Origin of the sequence: Janthinobacterium sp. HH102 (genome assembly GCF_001758625.2) — a bacterium.
Lineage (GTDB): Bacteria > Pseudomonadota > Gammaproteobacteria > Burkholderiales > Burkholderiaceae_D > Janthinobacterium.
Map to the genome: position 1 here is coordinate 2,396,911 of NZ_CP062062.1, position 17,428 is coordinate 2,414,338.

Here is a 17,428-nt window from a genome sequence, read left to right on the forward strand (position 1 = left end):
TAGCTGAATGGCCGGGCTGTGGCGCGAGGGACTTCCCTCGCGCTTCCTGCGTGAATCACTGCGTGATCCACTCTTCCTCATTGAATGAACAGGAGTCATCGATGCAAAAATCTCTCATCGCACTGGCCGCAGCCGCCGTGCTAAGCCTTGGCGCCGCATCTTCCGCGCAGGCGGCCACCCAGACCATCAGCTTCAGCGCCGACCGCGCCCTGGGCGCCACCAACTGGTCAGACACCCTGGGCCTGGGCAAGTTCGACAGCAACCTGGGCACCCTGACGTCGATCAAATTCCATCTGGAAGGCGCCGTGCAGGGCAGCGGCCGGACGGAAAGCCTGGACGCCAGCGCGTCGAATGTGACCCTGAGCCTGGCCTCGCTGCTGACCTTGTACCGTCCCGACAATTCCACCCTGCTGGTGGCCAATCCGCTGTTCACGCAGACCTTTGCCTTGAGCGCCTTCGATGGCAGCATCGATTTTGCCGGCACCTCGGGCGCCAGCACGGGCCTGCGCTCGAGCACGGGCTCGAATGGCTACACGAGCGCCAGCGCCAGCGACTTTGCCCTGTTTTCCTCGGCGGGCGGCGGTTTGATTTACCTGGGCTTGAATGCCATCGGCTCCTCGATGGGCAGCGGCGCGGGCAATTTGCTGACGCAGTTCCAGACGTCCGCTTCCGGCCGCGTGGCAGTGACGTATGAATACGTGAGCGCCGTGCCGGAGCCGGAAACCTATGTGATGCTGCTGACGGGGCTGGCGCTGGCCGGCGTGATGGCGCGCCGCCGCAAGCCCCGCGCCTGATCAGCGCCGGCCGCGCCCGGCGATCAGCTGGGCGATCTCGCTGAACAGCTCATTGTTCAGCGAGGCGGGCAGGGTGGTGGCCAGGCTGCGGCTGTAGTAGGCGCCCAGGTCCAGGCCCAGGCCCAGCCCGCAAATTTCCACGGCGCCCTGCGCTTCGCGGCGCGCCACCACCTGTTTCAGATGTTGCGCCAGGTAAAACTCGTCGTTGGCCAGATTCGTGGCCGTATCCATCGGGCAACCATCTGACACGACGAGCAGGATGCGCCGCCGCTCCGGCCGCGCCAGCATGCGCGTGCACGCCCAATCCACAGCTTCGCCATCGACGCCTTCGCGGTACAGGTCCGCCTTCAGCAGGGCGGCGATATCGGGCCGCGCGCGGCGCCAGTTCGTCTCGCCATCCTTGAACACCATGTGTACGAGTTCGTTCAAGCGGCCCGGATGGGCGGGCGAGCGGGCGCGCAGCCAGTCGCGCTTGACGCGGCCCCCGTTCCACGCGCCCGTCGTAAAGCCCAGCAATTCCGTCGTGATGCCCGCCTGGTCCAGCGCGCGCAGCAATATGTCCAGCAGCACGGCCACGGATTCCGCATGCGTCTTCATGGAACCGGAGCAATCGACGAGAAAAGTCACCAGGCAATCGGCCTGGGGCAGGAATTGTTCCTTGCGGAACAAGCGGCGCTCGGAGGGCGAGCTGATCAGCTGCGCCAGGCGCCGGCCATCGATATAACCTTCTTCCTCGCCGAACGACCAGCCGTCGCGCTGGGGCACGGCCAGCAATTGCGTGAAGCGCCGGGCCAGGCGCGCCGTGTTGATGCCCAAGCTGGCGATGCGCGCATCCATGCGTTCGCGGTACTCGAGCAGCAGGGCGCGGCGCACGAGGTCGCCCGCCTTGTCTTCGCGGTCGTAGGCCGTGGAGTACGCCTTGTAGCCGCCAGCGCCATCGCTGAAGGCGCGGCTCTCGCCCAGCGGGGCGGCGTCTGGCACATTGTCGTTATCGCTGTCGAAATCGAGCAGCAGCTTGAAGGCTGCCCGCGCCTTGGCGTCGCCCCCGTCGTCCTGGTCTCCCTCGCGCGCCGCCTGCGCCTCTTTCAGCATGGCGTCGACGGCATGGGCGATGGCCAGCGCGTGGCGGGCAAAGGCAAGCTGGTCGGCGCGGTGGCGGCGCAAGCCCGCCAGGTCGCCGCTCAGTTGCGAGGAAACGGACCAGCGCGTCGCTTCGATGAAATCTTCCGTCTTTTCCAGCACGGGCCGGGCCGTCAGGCGCGACCAGCACATCTGGAACACTGTATACAAGAGCAAGCCCGATGCGCCTTCGGCCAGGCCGGAATCGTAGAACGCGTGCGACCAGGCCGTGAAACGGTGGCGCAGGTTGGCGATGACGCCGGCATGCTGATCTGGCGCCAGCGTTTCCACGCGCAGTTGCTCCAGCAGCTCGAAGACGAGCCGCGCCACGGGCTCGGGCGGGCACAGCGACTTGTGCAGGGCCGCATCCGTGTGCAGCAGGCGCAGGGCCACGCTGTCGGCCGCGCCGCGCAGCGAGGGCAAATCCTGCAGCGCCGCATCGGGCTGCAGATGCGCCGCGTGGATGGGCAGGGGGCGGTGGCCGTCGTGCAGGCGCCGTCCCCGGTAGCGTATCGCCGCTAGGCCGCTGAGCGCCCGGATGGCGCCTGCGCACAGTTCATCCGTTTCCTGCTGCTCGCGCGTGTAGGCGGCGGGCGCCGTCGCTTCGGCCTTCATGGCGCCGTCGCCAGCAATTCCTCGTTGAAACAGCGCTGGTAATACTCGGCGACCATGGGCCGCTCGGCCTCGTCGCATTTGTTGAGGAAGGACAGGCGGAAGGCCAGGGCCGGATCGCGGAAGATCTGGCAGTTTTCCGCCCAGGTGATTACCGTGCGCGGCGACATCAGGCACGCGAGGTCGCCCGCCGCATAGCCGTGGCGCGTGAGGCTGGCCACGGCCACCATGCGGCTTGCCAGCTGGCGGCCCGCGTCGTCATTCATGGCGGGGACACGCGCCAGCACGATGTCCGTTTCTTCGTCCTGCGGCAAATAGTTCAATGTGGCAACGATGTTCCAGCGGTCGATCTGCGCGTGATTGAGCACTTGCGTGCCGTGGTACATGCCGTTCAGGTTGCCCAGACCCACCGTGTTCGAGGTGGCGAACAGGCGGAAGTGGGGGTGGGGCGTGATGACCCGGTTCTGGTCGAGCAAAGTAAACTTGCCGTCGCGCTCGAGGATGCGCTGGATGACGAACATCACGTCGGGGCGGCCCGCGTCGTACTCGTCGAAGATCAGGGCCACGGGCCGTTGCAGCGACCAGGGCACGATGCCTTCCTGGAATTCCGTCACTTGCTGCTGTTCGCGCAGCACGATGGCGTCCTTGCCGACCAGATCCAGGCGGCTGATGTGGCCGTCGAGGTTGACGCGCACGCAGGGCCAGTTCAGGCGCGCCGCCACCTGCTCGATATGCGTGGATTTGCCCGTGCCGTGCAAGCCCTGCACCATCACGCGGCGGTTATGCGTGAAGCCGGCCAGGATGGCCAGGGTCACGTCCTTGTTGAAGCGGTAGGCGGGATCGATGTCGGGCACGTGCGGGTCGCGTTCCGTGAAGACGGGCACGAGCAGGTCGCTGTCGATATGGAACAGGCTGCGCACGGACTGCAAGGATTGCGCTGCGGCGGCGGGGGGATGTTGGCGTGAATCTGGCACCTTGTTCTCCTGGTCAAGCCGCAGCATGGGTGCCGCAGCGGTTATGAATTACCTGTCTGCAATGCGTCGTCGTCCCCGCCCGTCGTCGGCATGGTTTCCGATTCGATGGCGGCCAGGGCTTGCGCGGCGCGTTGCAATGCTGGCAAGAAATGTAAAGCCTTGTCGTGCGTCAAACGGATGATGGGCGCCTGGATGGCCACGGCCAGGTTCGAGCGGCCGTTCGGGTTCGGCACCAGCACGGCCACGCACAGCAGGCCGGGCAGGAATTCCTCGTCGTCCAGCGCATAGCCGTTGCGGCGCACCAGTTCCAGTTCGCGCTCGAGCTTGACGGGGTCCGTTTCCGTCTTGTCCGTAAAGCGCGTCAATTCCATGTGGCCCAGCAGGCGGCGCCGTTGCACAGGCGTCATTTGCGCCAGGAACAGCTTGCCGCTCGACGAGCAGTGCGCGGGCACCCGCGAACCCGGATGCAGGTAGAAGCGCAGCGGCGCCGCCGTTTCCACGCGGTCCAGGTACACCACTTCGCTGCCGCTGAAGGCCGTCAGGTTGCAGCTTTCGCCCACTTCCTCGACCAACTGGCGCAAGACCATGCGGCGGGCGCCATGGAAGGTGTTGTTAATCAAGAGGTTAGACGCCAGGCGGCGCAGGCGCACGCCCGTGCTGTAGTGGCGGCCGTCGCTTTCGCGCTGCAGCACGCCCACGCTTTCCAGCTGTTGCAGCATGCGGTGCAGGGTGGGCTTCGGCAGCCCCGTTTCTTCCACCAGCGCTTGCAGCGACAGCAACTGGTCTTTTTCGGCAATCACTTCCAGCAAGGCAAACAAACGCATCGTGGGCGTGTCGCCTTCCAGTTTTTCCGGCTCAAGTTTTGGGGATGAAATCATGTCCATGGTGGCCTCGGTTGGGTATCTGAGTGTTACATCAGCTTATTTCATTTTCGAACTCAAATTGTACCGTTTCCTCGAAATTCTGTTTGACTTTTGATTGCTGAACGCTTAAATTGAATTGTATATCAAATTTCGGAACAAAATATACCGTTTTTTGATAAATAAGTTGATAAATACGCTGCAGTTCATTACCACAGACCAGGAGACACCCATGAATGACATGACCGAGCAAAAAGCCGCCGCCGCAGCGGCCACCCCCACCGGCCCGCAAAAGATGACGCCTTCCGAAGCGTTCGTGGAAACCCTGGCCGCCAATGGCGTGACCGACATGTTCGGCATCATGGGCTCGGCCTTCATGGACCCGATGGACATTTTTGCCCCCGCCGGCATCCGCCTGATCCCCGTCGTGCACGAGCAGGGCGCTGGCCACATGGCTGACGGCTATGCCCGCGTCTCGGGCCGCCATGGCGTCGTCATCGGCCAGAACGGCCCCGGCATCAGCAATTGCGTCACGGCCATTGCCGCCGCCTACTGGGCGCATACGCCCGTCGTGATCATTACCCCCGAGACGGGCACGATGAGCATGGGCCTGGGCGGCTTCCAGGAAGCGAACCAGTTGCCGATGTTCGAGGAATTCACGAAATATCAAGGCCACGTGACCAATCCCGCCCGCATGGCCGAGTTCACGGGCCGCTGCTTCGACCGCGCCATGTCGGAAATGGGCCCGACGCAACTGAATATCCCGCGCGATTATTTCTATGGCGAAATCAAGGCGGAAATCCCGAAACCGAACCGCCTGGACCGCGGCGCCGGCGGCGAGCAAAGCCTGAACGATGCGGCCGAGCTCTTGGCCAAGGCCAAGTTCCCCGTGATCATCTCGGGCGGCGGTGTCGTCATGGGCGAAGCGATCGAAGAATGCAAGGCCCTGGCCGAACGCCTCGGTGCGCCCGTCGTGAACAGCTATCTGCACAACGACTCGTTTCCCGCCAGCCACCCGCTGTGGTGCGGCCCGCTCGGCTACCAGGGTTCCAAGGCGGCGATGAAACTGATCGCCAAGGCCGACGTCGTCGTCGCTTTGGGTTCGCGCCTGGGACCGTTCGGCACCTTGCCGCAGCACGGCATGGATTACTGGCCGAAGAACGCGAAGATCATCCAGATCGACGCCGACAACAAGATGCTGGGCCTGGTCAAAAAGATTTCGGTCGGCATCTGCGGCGATGCCAAGGCGGCCGCCAAAGCCATCCTGTCCCGCCTCGACGGCAAGAGCCTCGACTGCGACGCCACGCGCGACGCGCGCTATGCCACCGTGCAAGCCGAGAAGGCGGCGTGGGAAGAGGAGCTGACCAACTGGACCCATGAAAAAGATGCGTACAGCCTGGACATGATCGAAGAGCAAAAGAAAGAGCCGGGCAATTATTTGCACCCGCGCCAGGTCTTGCGCGAGCTGGAAAAAGCCATGCCGGAAGACGTGATGGTGTCGACCGACATCGGCAACATCAACTCGGTGGCCAACAGCTATCTGCGCTTTGAAAAGCCGCGCAGCTTCTTTGCGGCGATGAGCTTTGGCAACTGCGGCTACGCGTTCCCGACCATCATCGGCGCCAAGGTGGCAGCTCCCCACCGTCCGGCCGTGTCGTATGCGGGTGACGGCGCCTGGGGCATGAGTTTGATGGAAACGATGACCTGCGTGCGCCACAACATTCCCGTCACGGCCGTGGTGTTCCACAACCGCCAGTGGGGCGCGGAAAAGAAGAACCAGGTCGATTTCTACAACCGCCGCTTCGTTGCCGGCGAGCTCGACAACCAGAGTTTCGCGGAAATTGCGCGGGCCATGGGCGCCGAAGGCATCACGGTCGACAAGCTGGAAGACGTGGGGCCGGCCTTGAAGAAGGCGATCGACATGCAGATGAATGAAGGCAAGACGACCATCATCGAAATCATGTGCACGCGCGAGCTGGGCGACCCGTTCCGCCGCGATGCGCTGAGTAAACCAATTCGTCATCTGGATAAATATAAAGACTACGTTTGATGCGTTGAGGTTGTTGGATTACGCCCGTTGGGCTAATCCAACCTACCCAACCTACGCAATTTACGCGTGGTGCTGGCGTAGGTCGGATTAGCCGGGCAAAGCCCGGCGTAATCCGACAAAGCGTTGTGACCAAATTCTCACAGATTGTCACGAAAACATCATAATTTCAATAAAGAAGACAAAGCGTCCCGGTAATTGAATTATTTGATTTGACAAGGCCATGCTTAAGGCTTAAATTCAATAAAAGACAAAAAACGGAACGTAGCGTATCAAAAACGATTTACGGAGACCACCATGAACCACCCTGTACCGCACACCGACGCCGTCACCACCGACTTCCTGCAAGCCTTCGGCGATGCCTGGAACCGCCACGATATCGAGGCCCTGATGGCCGCCATGGCCGACGACTGCGAATTTCACGCCGTGGCCGGCCCTGACTTGCTGGGCAAGAGTTTTGTCGGCCGCGACGCCGTGCGCGCCGGTTTCGAGCTGGCCTGGCAAACCTTTCCCGACGCCGCCTGGCTCAACCCGGAGCACTTCGTCAGCGGCCAGCGCGGCGTGACGGAATCGACCTTTGCCGGCACCAAGGCGGACGGCACGCGTATCGAGGCGCGCATGGTCGACATCTTCACTTTCCGCGACGGCAAGATCGCCGTGAAGAACGCCTTCCGCAAGGATCGCCCACCCGTCGTCAAAGCTTAAGCCAGTACGTTCACCGGGAATGATCATGAACAAACCTGTCGACACTCCATCTGACGTATTGGGCAACAGCACCGCCGCCCGCACGCCCTACGATCCCGCCTTCGATCCGCTGGTGGCCCAGCGCCCCGGCCACGGCAATGCCTACGCGCCCACCTACTGGATCGGCACGGCCGGCGAGCCGCCCGCCGACGACGGCCCCATCACGCATGACATCGACGTCGACGTGGCCATCATCGGCTCGGGTTTTACCGGTCTCTCCTGCGCCATCTTCCTTGCCCAGGAACACGGCATCAAGGCTACCGTGCTGGAAGCGAACCGGGTCAGCTGGGGCTGCAGCACGCGCAACGGCGGCCAGGCGCAATGCACGACGGGCCGCCTGAAGCGCTCGCAGTGGATCGCCCGTTACGGCATGGACACGGCCCTCAAATTGCACACGGAAGTGTGCGACGCGATGGAAACCTTCAAGAAGATCACGGCCGACATCGATTGCGACCCGCAGCCGGGCGGCCACCTGTACATCGCCCACAAAGCGAAAGCCATGCCCGCGCTGGAAAAAGAGGCCAAGGTCATGCGCGAGATCTTCAAGTACGACGCCCGCATCCTCGACGCCGACACCGTCAAGCGCGAATTCGTCGACGACAAGGAAGCGGCCGGCGCGCTGCACGAGCCGGAAGGCATCGGTATCCACGCGGGCAAGCTGGCCTTCGGCTACCTGCGCAAGGCCCGTGCGCTGGGCGCCAAGGTACACCCGTCCAGCCCCGTGATGGGCTGGGAAACGCGCAACGGCGTGCATTATCTGCAAACGCCGGGCGGCGTGGTGCGGGCCCGCTCTGTGGCCGTGGCCACGGGCGGCTACACCTCGCCCCATCTGCATCCGCAAGTGAAGAACCGCTTGCTGCCGATTCTGTCGAACTCGCTCGTCACGCGTCCGTTGACCCCGGCGGAAATCGAGGCGTGCAACTTCCGCACCCACCAGGTGATCACCGATACGCGCATTCTGCGCCACTACTACCGCCTGATGCCGGATAACCGCGTGCAGATCGGCAGCCGCAGTGCCATCACGGGCGCCGACGCGCCGGACGACAGATATAAACAGTTTTTGATCAACGATCTGCACCGCAAGTTCCCCGCGCTGACCGGTATTCCCATCGATTACTCGTGGTGGGGCTGGGTCGACGTCAGCCACGACATGATGCCGCGCATCGTGCAACCGGACCCCAAGCAATCGATTTTCTATTCACTCGGTTACGGCGGCAACGGCGTCATGTACTCGGCGCAGGCGGGCCGTCGCATGGCCGAACGCATCGCGGGCAAGGCCAGCGACACGGGCTTGCCGATCTTCAATTCGAAATTGCCGTATCCCAACATGATGGAACTGGTCGAGTCGCAAGCGTTCGCCCCGTTCCGCCGCCTGGGCCAGCGTTTCCTGTACCGCTGGTATCACTTGAAGGATGAAGTGTTTTAAATAGCAGTAGCCGTACTAAGCCGCCGCATGGTTGACAAAGAGCAAACAGCGGCGCCTCCCGCAAGGGATGAGATTGCCCGAACGTTCACACATAACAATAACTTGGAGTGAGACATGAACACATACACGAGCAAAAACGCGAGCAAAACGGTTTTTTCAACGCTGCGCCGCGCCGTTCTCGGCACCCTGGTGCTGGGCGTGGCGGTCGCATCGAGCGGCACGGCCTTCGCGCAGGGCAAGGAAGTAACGATTGCCTACCAGGAAATCAACGGCCCCTTCCTGGTGGCGATCGCCAGCGGCGAAGTGGAAAAGACCACCGGCTATAAAATCAACTGGCGCAAGTTCGACTCGGGCGCCAAGGTCGCCACGGGCATGGCGTCCGGCGACGTGCAGATCGGCGTCATCGGTTCCAGCCCGTTGACGGCGGCCGTCAGCCGCGGCGTCGACCTGCAGCTGTTCTGGATCATCGACGACATCAACGAAGCCGAAGCGATGGTGGCCCGCAATGGCGCCGGCATCAGCAAACCCACCGACTTGCGCGGCAAGAAGATCGCCGTGCCGTTTGTTTCCACCACGCACTTCCACACCATGTTCGCGCTGGAAACGTGGGGCATCAAGCCCACGGAAGTGAAATTGCTCAACATGCAGCCGAACCAGATCGCCGCCGCCTGGGAACGGGGCGACATCGACGCGGCCTTCGTGTGGGATCCGGCCTTGAGCAAACTCAAGCAAAACGGCAAGGTGCTCGTCACTTCCGGCGAACTGAGCAAGAAGGGCAAGGCCACGTTTGACGGCATGGCCGTCGAGCGCGCCTGGGGTGAGGCGAATGCCGATTTCATGGCCAAGTTCGTCAAGGTGATGGCCGCCGCCGATGCCGACTACCGCGCCAATCCGAAGGCGTGGACCATCGATTCCCCACAAGTGAAAGCCAACGTCAAGCATTCGGGCGCGGCTGCCAAGGACGTGGCCGCTTCCGTGGCCCTGTACGCCTACCCATCCTTGCAGGAACAGGCGTCGCCGGCCTGGCTCGGTGGCGGCGCGAAGGGCGGCGTGGCGCAAGCCTTGCTGGCCACGGCGCAATTTTTGAAAGCTGAAGGCAAGATCGACACCCTGGCTCCCGATTACGCCAAATATGTGACACCCAGGTATGCACAGGCCGCCGGCCTGCTGAAGTAAACGTTGTGCGATGGCGCGCCTGCGGGCGCGCTGACTGAACAGAGTGCGTTGAACAGAACTGTGGGGACACGATGGAAAATCTGTACGTCAAGGATGTCAGCGTGATTTATCCGGGCAAGACGGCCGGTGAACGCGTACATGCCTTAAATAATATCAATCTCACCATCAATAGCGGCGACTTTGTCGTCGCGCTCGGTGCTTCCGGTTGCGGCAAGACAACCTTGCTGAGCCTGATGGCGGGTTTTATCGCCCCATCCAAGGGGGAAATCATGCTCGGGGACAATAAAGTGGAAGGGCCGGGCGCCGACCGTGGCGTCGTGTTCCAGAAACACGCCTTGCTGCCATGGCTGAACGTGATGGAAAACGTGGAATTCGGCCTGAAGCTGCAAGGCGTGCCGAAAGCCGTGCGGCGCGAACAGGCGGCCAAGAACCTGGCGCTGGTCGGCTTGAAGGACTTTCACGACAATATGATTTATCAATTGTCGGGCGGCATGCAGCAAAGGGTCGGCATCGCCCGCGCCCTGACCAGCAATCCCGCCATGCTGCTGATGGATGAACCGATGGCGGCGCTCGATGCGCTGACCCGCGAAACCATCCAGGAATTGCTGCTCGATATCTGGGCCAAGTCCAGCACCATGTTCTTCTTCATTACCCACAGCGTCGACGAGGCGCTGTTCCTGGCGAACCGGCTGATCGTCATGTCGCCCCGTCCGGGCCGCATCACGCACACGTATGAACTCGATTTCAACAAGCGCTTCCTCGAATGCCGCGATGCGCGCGCCGTGAAATCGAGCCCGGACTTCATCAAGATGCGCGAAACAGTGCTCAACATCATTTATGGCGACGAGCGCGCCGTCAATAAAGAGCTGGAGGTGTCCCATGCATAGCCCATCCGCCGTGGGATTTCCTCCCACCAACGCCAAGCGCGCCAGCTTTTTTGGCCGCCTGTTCGCTCCCCGCTGCGCCATGCCCGGCGAAGCGTTCGGCGCGCCGGGGCAGGGCAATTCCAGCCGCATCGCCACCGTCACCGTCATCGCCGTGCTCTTGCTGTGGTTTGGCGTGACGGCCAGCGGCCTCGTGAAACCGCTGTTCCTGCCGTCGCCGCAAGCCGTGTATGAAAAATTCATCATGGCGGCCACCACCGGTTTCGGCGGCGCCACCCTGTGGGAACATACCGTTGCCAGCCTGGTGCGCGTGTTCGGCGCCTTCGGCCTGGCTTGCCTGTTCGCCATCCCCGTCGGCGTGATGATGGGCGTGAACCGCGTGGCGCGCGGCATCTTCGATCCCTTGATCGAGTTCTACCGTCCGCTGCCGCCGCTTGCTTACTTGCCACTGGTTATCATCTGGTTCGGCATCGGCGAGTTTTCGAAGGTCTACCTGATCTTCCTGGCCATCTTCGCGCCGATGGCCATCGCGGCCCGCGCCGGCGTCAGTTCCGTGTCGCTGGAGCAAATCCACGCCGCGTACTCGATGGGCGCCACCCGTTTCCAGGTGATCGTGCACGTGATCCTGCGCGCAGCGATTCCGGAAATCCTCACCGGCATGCGCATCGGCATCGGCGTGGGCTGGACTACCCTGGTGGCGGGCGAGATGGTGGCGGCCACGCGCGGCCTCGGCTACATGGTGCTGAGCGCCTCCGAGTTCCTCGCCAGCGATGTCGTGATCATGGGCATCATCGTGATCGGCTTCTTCGCTTTCCTGTTTGATTTGATGATGCGCTACCTCGAACGTACCCTCGTGCCATGGAAGGGCAAGGTGTAAGACGTTCCCGGGAGTGGCGCTAATGCCACAAGTGTTGCCGCCGCTCCCATTTTTTAACCAGCAATAACTGAGCCATACCCCGTACGTATCCTCCAGCGCGCTTGCCCCTTGGGCGCCGCGCCGGGCCGCTGCATTTCCAGATTGACTTATGGCATGCAGCCAACCAGACTGATTTGATGATGTATCGATGCTGCTTGACGGTGTTGCCCAAATAAAACAAAGCCGCGCGGCAGGAACCGGCCGCAGCAGGCGAGGGCGCACCGGGCTTCAGAGATTTTCAGGAGACAAAAACATGATTAGCGAATCGCATAACAGTACCGGCTTGCAGCACTCGCTGAAGCAACGCCACATGAGCATGATCGCCATCGGCGGCGTGATCGGCGCCGGCCTCTTTGTCGGCAGCGGCGTCATCGCCAAGGCTGCCGGCCCGGCCGCCATCCTATCCTTCCTGCTCACGGGCGGCCTGGTCGTCCTGATCATGCGCATGCTGGGCGAGCTGGCCTCGTCCCTGCCCGTGGTCGGCTCCTTTTACGAATATGCGCGCCTGGCCTTCGACGACAAGCCGAAGGTCTCGAAATTCCTCGGCTTCATGAGCGGCTGGATGTACTGGTATTTCTGGGTCGTCGTCGTGGCGCTGGAAGCCATCGCCGGCGCCAAGCTGGTCAACTTCTGGCTGCCCGACGTGCCCTCGTGGGCCATCAGCCTGGTGTTGCTCGTGTCGATGACGGTGCTCAACCTGTTCTCGGTGAAAGCGTTTGGCGAATTCGAGTTCTGGTTCGCCTCGATCAAGGTGGTCGCCATCGTCGTCTTCCTGTTCGTCGGCGCCCTGTTCATCACGGGCAGCTTGCCTAACAGCATCCCAAGCCTGGGCTTTTTGACCAGCCATGGCGGCTTCATGCCGCACGGCTGGGGCCCCGTGCTCAGCGGCGCCGTCGCTGCCACGGCCTTTTATTCGGGCGCCGAGATCGTCACCATCGCGGCCGCCGAAACGTCGGACCCGGCCAAGGCCATCGCCCGCGCCACCAATTCCGTCGTCATGCGCGTGCTGATGTTTTATGTGGGGTCCATGTTCGTCGTCGTCTGCATCGTGCCCTGGGATTCGCCGGCCATCGCCACGCCTTTCGTCAGCGCCCTGACCGTCATGAACATCCCGTACGCGGCCCACATCATGAACGCCATCATTTTGACGGCCGTGCTGTCGGCCCTGAACTCCAGCCTGTACGCCTCGTCGCGCATGATCTTCGCGCTGACGCGCCGTGGCGACGCGCCCACGGGCCTGGTCAAGCTGAGCAAGAATGGCGTGCCGATTCGCGCCATCCTGTTCAGCACCTTGTTTGCCTACTTCGCCATTGCCGTCTCGTATGTGTCGGCCGACCTGGTCTTCCCCTTCATCGTGAACTCCTACGGCATCCTGATCCTGTTCGTGTACTTGCTCATTGCGATATCTCAATTGCGTTTGCGCCGCCGCCTGGAACGCGAATGCCCGGAACGCATCAAGGTGCGCATGTGGCTGTTCCCCTATCTGACGTATTTCACCATCTTCGCCATGCTGGTGATCCTGGGCGCCATGAGCGTGTCGTCCGATACGGAGCAGCGCGTGTCGTTCTGGTTCGGCCTGTTGAGCGTGGCCATCATGAGCGTCATGTACTACATCAAGAAGCTGGTCAACGATGACCGCAACGGCGGCGAAGCGGCCGACACCAAAGTGGAGCTCAAACATGTCTGATACGACCTTGTTGCCTGCTGGCCGGCGCCGCTTCCTGCGCACGACGGCCGCCCTGGGCGCCGCCGCCGTGGCGGGGCCTGGGTCAGCCTTGGCTGCCTCCGCTTCCCTTACCTTGCCGTTTGAAAACGGCGAGCGCGAACTGGTGGCCTTCCCGCAAAAGCGCCCGCTGATCCTACTGACCAGCCGACCGCCCCAGCTGGAAACGCCGTTCAGCGTGTTCAACGAAGGCGCGATCACGCCCAACGACGCGTTCTTCGTGCGCTATCACTGGAGCGGCCTGCCCACCAGCATCGATGGCGGCAGCTATCGCTTGCGCATCGGCGGCCTCGTCAAGACGCCACTGGAACTGTCGCTGGCGGAACTGAAACAGCTGGCCGACCCCGTCGACGTGGTGGCCGTGACGCAATGTTCGGGCAACAGCCGCGGCTTCTTCGCCCCGCGCGCGAATGGCGGGCAGCTGGGCAATGGCGCCATGGGCAATGCCCGCTGGACGGGCGTCCCCCTGAAAACCGTGCTGGAAAAGGCCGGCATCGCGGCCAGTGCCGTGCAGGTGGCCTTCAACGGCCTGGAAACGCCGCCCGTGGGCGACGGCCCCGACTTCCAGAAAGCCTTGTCCGTCGAGCACATCATGGCCGGCGACGTGATGCTGGCCTGGGCCATGAATGGCGAGGACATTCCTTTCTTGAACGGCTATCCGCTGCGCCTGATCGTGCCGGGCTTCTATGGCACTTACTGGGTCAAGCACCTGAGCGACATCACCGTGCTCGACAAGCCGTTTGACGGCTTCTGGATGAGCACGGGCTACCGTATCCCCGACAACGGTTCCGGTTTCATCGAGCCGGGGACACCGGTGGGCAAGACGACGCCGATCAGCCGCCTCAACGTGCGCTCCTTCATCACCAGCGTGCAGGATGGCGCGCAAGTGAAGGCGGGGCGCGACCTGGCCTTGCGCGGCATCGCCTTCGATGGCGGGCAGGGCATCAGCGAGGTGACCGTGTCGGTGGACGGCGGCCAGACGTGGCAGGAAGCAACGCTGGGCAAGGACCTGGGACGTTTCTCGTTTCGCGAGTGGACGATGGTGATGAAGGCGCCGCGCAAGGGCAAGCATGTGCTGATGGTGCGCGCCGTCAACCGCATCGGCCAGAGCCAGCCGATGAAAGCCCTGTGGAATCCCATGGGTTATATGCGCAACGTGGTGGAAACCACGCGCATTCAGGCAGTGTGAGGAGAACCGGATGCTGATCAGAACACTCGCCACCGCCGTGGCCTTGATGCTTGCCGGCAGCGCCGGCGCACTGGAAATCCAGCTGCCGCCGGAAACGGCGGCCTATAAACCCAGCGAATTGCCCGGCTACCAGCTGGTGCAGCGCAACTGCATGACGTGCCACGCGGCCCAGTATGCATCGAGCCAGCCGCCCGCTTCGCCGCGCGCTTACTGGGAGGCGACCGTCAAGAAGATGAAAAAGCCGTTCGGCGCCCAGTTTGACGATGCGGACATGCCGGCCATGGTCGATTACCTGGTGAAAACCTATGGCGCGGAGCGGGGCGCCGCCGCGCCTGCCGCCGCAGTGAAGCCCGCCGCAGCGGCTGTCCCTGCCGCCAGCGGCAAGGATGTGAAAACCTTGCTGGCGGCGAACGGCTGCATGGCATGCCACGCCCTCGACCAGAAGGTGATCGGCCCCGGCTTTGCGGAAGTGGCCGCCAGATACAAGGGCAAGGACAGCGTCGCTGCCGTGGCGGCCAACATCCGCAATGGCGGGGCCGGCAAATGGGGCCCCGTGCCCATGCCGCCATTCAGCCAGCTCAGCGTAGCCGATGCGGCCACGCTGGCCAAATATGTGCTGTCCAGATAAGACCCGGCCAGCGCGGCCGCGTCGCTGATCTTCTCTTCCTTTCCGCCGGCATCCGGCGTGGCCGATGCCTGCCACGCCGGTTTTCCTCGCCGCGATCATATGCGCCGCCCGCTCCCCGCGTGGCCGCCATAAATAAGTTTCCATTCCTAATATTTATTCATTGATTATCTATTTTTTGCAAGAATGTGACATGTTAATTTGCAGCAAAAAAGTGTGTCATCAGATGAACATGCACATATGTAAAAAATAACATTGTTTTATATTGTGATAATGCCAATCTCTTGTTCATTTCGCATGCATGGTGCGCTCATGGAATAGCATGTCGATAGTGACAGCGATGCAATTTTGTTGTGTTATGACAACGAATTTCTTGCCGGAAAGGCGCATTTTCACGGTGTTTTGCGAATTTTAAGGGCATCCCTGTCGAGACCGCACCAATGTGGTGAAAGAGCTCATCAGATAGGTATTTTCTCGCCTGATGACGGGCTAAAATGGGTCAATGTTGCTGAGGGGAATTTATTTTTTTGTTGTCATTGTATTTGACAATGATGCTAAAAAAATACGTCCTTTGCAGCTCTTGTATTCCCCGTCAGCACAGCCGCCAGCGGCTTGCCTGGCGCGGGCGCGCCGCCTGAAAGGATGACCTTGAACACCACATTATTTCCATTGACCTTGCTGGCGCTGATCCAGACCGCCTGGGCCGTCGATCCTCCGGGCGCAGGCAGCCAGCTGCAGCAGATTCCCGCCGCGCCCCAGCTGCCGAAAGCGCCGCCAGCCATCCGCGTACAGCAGGGCAATGTGCCGGCCACGACGGTGGGCGATACCACGCGCATCACCGTACAGCGCCTGCGGATCACGGCGCCGCCCGTCTTTGCCGAAAGCGAACTGGTCGCCGCCACGGGTTTCGTGCCCGGGAGCGAGCTGACCCTGGGCGAATTGCGCACCATGGCGTCAAAAATTGCCAGTTATTACCAGAACCATGGCTATTTTCTTGCGCAGGCCTATCTGCCGGCGCAGGATATCGAGGATGGCGTCGTCGCCATCGACGTGCTGCCGGGCCGTTATGGTCAGGTGCAGCTGCGCAATCAGAGCACGCTGTCCGACGGCCTGGCCGGCACGATACTGGCCGGGCTCGACGGGCAAGTGATCGCCACGCCGCCGCTGGAGCGGCGCTTACTGCTGCTGTCGGACTTGCCGGGCGTGCAGGTGAGCTCGACCCTGGCGCCGGGGGCGTCCTTGGGCGCGTCCGACCTGATCGTCGACGTGCAGCCCGGTTCGCGTTTCAACGGCAGCATCGACCTGGATAACCAGGGCAACCGCTACACAGGCCGCAACCGCATCGGCGCCACCCTGAACATCAACGAGCTGGCCGGCATAGGCGACGTGGCCACCGTGCGCGCCTTCACTTCGGCCGATGGCTTGAACTACGGCCGCCTGGCCTATCAGGGACAGGCTGGCCTGTTGCGCCTGGGCGGCGCCTACACGTATATGGATTACAAGCTGGGCAAGGAATTTGCCGTGCTCGACGCCAAGGGAACGGCGAAGATCGCCAGCGCGTATGCCAGTTATCCGCTGATCCGCTCGCGCAGCAACAATCTGTATGCGCAAGTGAGCTACGACGACAAGACATTCCAGGACAGGACGGAATCGACGGGCAGCGTCAACGACAAGACAGCCAAGGTGTGGATGCTGAACCTGAATGGCGATGGCAAGGACGGCTGGGGCGGCGGTGGCGTGAGCACGTATTCGGTGACCTACACCACGGGCAAGATCGATATCGAGACGCCGGTGGCCTTGCTGATCGATCAGCTGACGGTGAAAAGCAACGGCCACTTCAACAAGCTTGCCTTCAATGCGGCGCGCGTGCAAAGCCTGGGCGGCGAGACCAGCTTGTTCGGCGTGATCAGCGGCCAGGCGGCCTCGAAAAACCTCGATGTTTCCGAAAAGATGGGCATCGGCGGCGTGGGCGGCGTGCGCGCCTATCCGGGCGGCGAGGCGTATGGCGACCAGGGCTATGTGCTGAATGTGGAATTGCGCCAAAACATCACGGCGTTCACGGCGTTTCCCGGCCAGCTGCAGGTGCTGGCCTTTGCCGACACGGGCACCGTCAAGCTGAACCGCGACGCCTGGGGCGCGGGCGAGAACCGCCGCACCCTGAGCGGCGCCGGCGTGGGCGTGACGTGGACGGGCGCCAATGCGCTCGTCCTGAAGGCGTATTACGCGCACAAGCTGGGCAATGCCAAGGCGACTTCCGCACCGGATGCGGCAGGCCGTTTCTGGCTGCAAGCCATTAAATACTTCTAATTAAGACAAGTTAATAGAATCAGGACACTGCC

14 protein-coding genes are annotated in these 17,428 nt (G+C 62.3%); 11 read left to right on the forward strand and 3 right to left on the reverse strand.

Features of this window, described 5'->3' with window-relative positions; all coding sequences use genetic code 11:
* The first annotated feature begins 101 nt into the window (after positions 1–101).
* Entirely contained in the window at positions 102–794 is a 693-nt protein-coding gene (locus tag JAB4_RS10970) for a choice-of-anchor E domain-containing protein (RefSeq protein WP_070223842.1), read from the forward strand.
* Here the strand turns inward: JAB4_RS10970 and JAB4_RS10975 are convergent, their stop codons facing one another.
* The 3 genes from JAB4_RS10975 to JAB4_RS10985 are packed head-to-tail and all read right to left on the reverse strand — an operon-like array spanning position 795 to position 4,383.
* Positions 795–2,528, reverse strand: coding sequence for a cobalt chelatase (locus JAB4_RS10975; protein ID WP_070223844.1), 1,734 nt, complete (start codon positions 2,526–2,528; stop codon positions 795–797). It lies immediately after the preceding gene.
* The gene (locus tag JAB4_RS10980) at positions 2,525–3,499 is read right to left on the reverse strand and encodes an AAA family ATPase (RefSeq protein ID WP_227742137.1); all 975 of its coding nucleotides are present in this window, start codon (positions 3,497–3,499) and stop codon (positions 2,525–2,527) included. The genes JAB4_RS10975 and JAB4_RS10980 overlap by 4 nt, the downstream gene beginning before the upstream one ends.
* A gap of 41 nt (positions 3,500–3,540) precedes the next feature.
* Entirely contained in the window at positions 3,541–4,383 is an 843-nt protein-coding gene (locus tag JAB4_RS10985; RefSeq protein ID WP_070223846.1) for an IclR family transcriptional regulator, read from the reverse strand.
* A 217-nt stretch (positions 4,384–4,600) separates the two neighbouring features.
* Between JAB4_RS10985 and xsc the strand changes: the two genes are divergently transcribed.
* The 10 genes from xsc to JAB4_RS11035 all read left to right on the forward strand — a co-directional run bounded on the left by xsc (position 4,601) and on the right by JAB4_RS11035 (position 17,396).
* Positions 4,601–6,409, forward strand: coding sequence for a sulfoacetaldehyde acetyltransferase (gene xsc / locus JAB4_RS10990; RefSeq protein ID WP_070308483.1), 1,809 nt, complete (start codon positions 4,601–4,603; stop codon positions 6,407–6,409).
* A gap of 294 nt (positions 6,410–6,703) precedes the next feature.
* The gene (locus tag JAB4_RS10995) at positions 6,704–7,111 is read left to right on the forward strand and encodes a nuclear transport factor 2 family protein (RefSeq protein ID WP_070219222.1); all 408 of its coding nucleotides are present in this window, start codon (positions 6,704–6,706) and stop codon (positions 7,109–7,111) included.
* Positions 7,112–7,136: 25 nt separating this feature from the next.
* Positions 7,137–8,576, forward strand: a complete 1,440-nt coding sequence (locus tag JAB4_RS11000; protein ID WP_070219226.1) for an FAD-dependent oxidoreductase — start codon at positions 7,137–7,139, stop codon at positions 8,574–8,576.
* A gap of 114 nt (positions 8,577–8,690) precedes the next feature.
* Positions 8,691–9,752 (forward strand): taurine ABC transporter substrate-binding protein, encoded by a 1,062-nt coding sequence (tauA, locus tag JAB4_RS11005; protein ID WP_070219221.1) that lies wholly within the window; start codon positions 8,691–8,693, stop codon positions 9,750–9,752.
* A 71-nt stretch (positions 9,753–9,823) separates the two neighbouring features.
* Positions 9,824–10,639: a taurine ABC transporter ATP-binding protein gene (locus JAB4_RS11010; RefSeq protein ID WP_070219220.1), complete on the forward strand. Its 816-nt coding sequence runs from the start codon at positions 9,824–9,826 to the stop codon at positions 10,637–10,639.
* Positions 10,640–10,718: 79 nt separating this feature from the next.
* Complete coding sequence (locus JAB4_RS11015; RefSeq protein WP_070219225.1) at positions 10,719–11,513, forward strand: ABC transporter permease subunit; 795 nt, start codon at positions 10,719–10,721, stop codon at positions 11,511–11,513.
* A 292-nt stretch (positions 11,514–11,805) separates the two neighbouring features.
* Complete coding sequence (locus JAB4_RS11020) at positions 11,806–13,239, forward strand: amino acid permease (RefSeq protein WP_070219219.1); 1,434 nt, start codon at positions 11,806–11,808, stop codon at positions 13,237–13,239.
* Positions 13,232–14,464 (forward strand): molybdopterin-dependent oxidoreductase, encoded by a 1,233-nt coding sequence (locus tag JAB4_RS11025; RefSeq protein WP_070219218.1) that lies wholly within the window; start codon positions 13,232–13,234, stop codon positions 14,462–14,464. The genes JAB4_RS11020 and JAB4_RS11025 overlap by 8 nt, the downstream gene beginning before the upstream one ends.
* Before the next feature lie 10 nt (positions 14,465–14,474).
* Positions 14,475–15,092 carry a c-type cytochrome gene (locus tag JAB4_RS11030; protein ID WP_070219217.1) on the forward strand — a complete coding sequence of 206 codons (618 nt, stop codon included), beginning with the start codon at positions 14,475–14,477 and terminating at the stop codon, positions 15,090–15,092.
* Between the two features lie 645 nt (positions 15,093–15,737).
* A complete protein-coding gene (locus JAB4_RS11035) occupies positions 15,738–17,396 on the forward strand; it encodes a ShlB/FhaC/HecB family hemolysin secretion/activation protein (RefSeq protein ID WP_227742138.1) in 1,659 nt (552 codons plus the stop codon).
* The last annotated feature ends 32 nt before the right edge of the window (positions 17,397–17,428 follow it).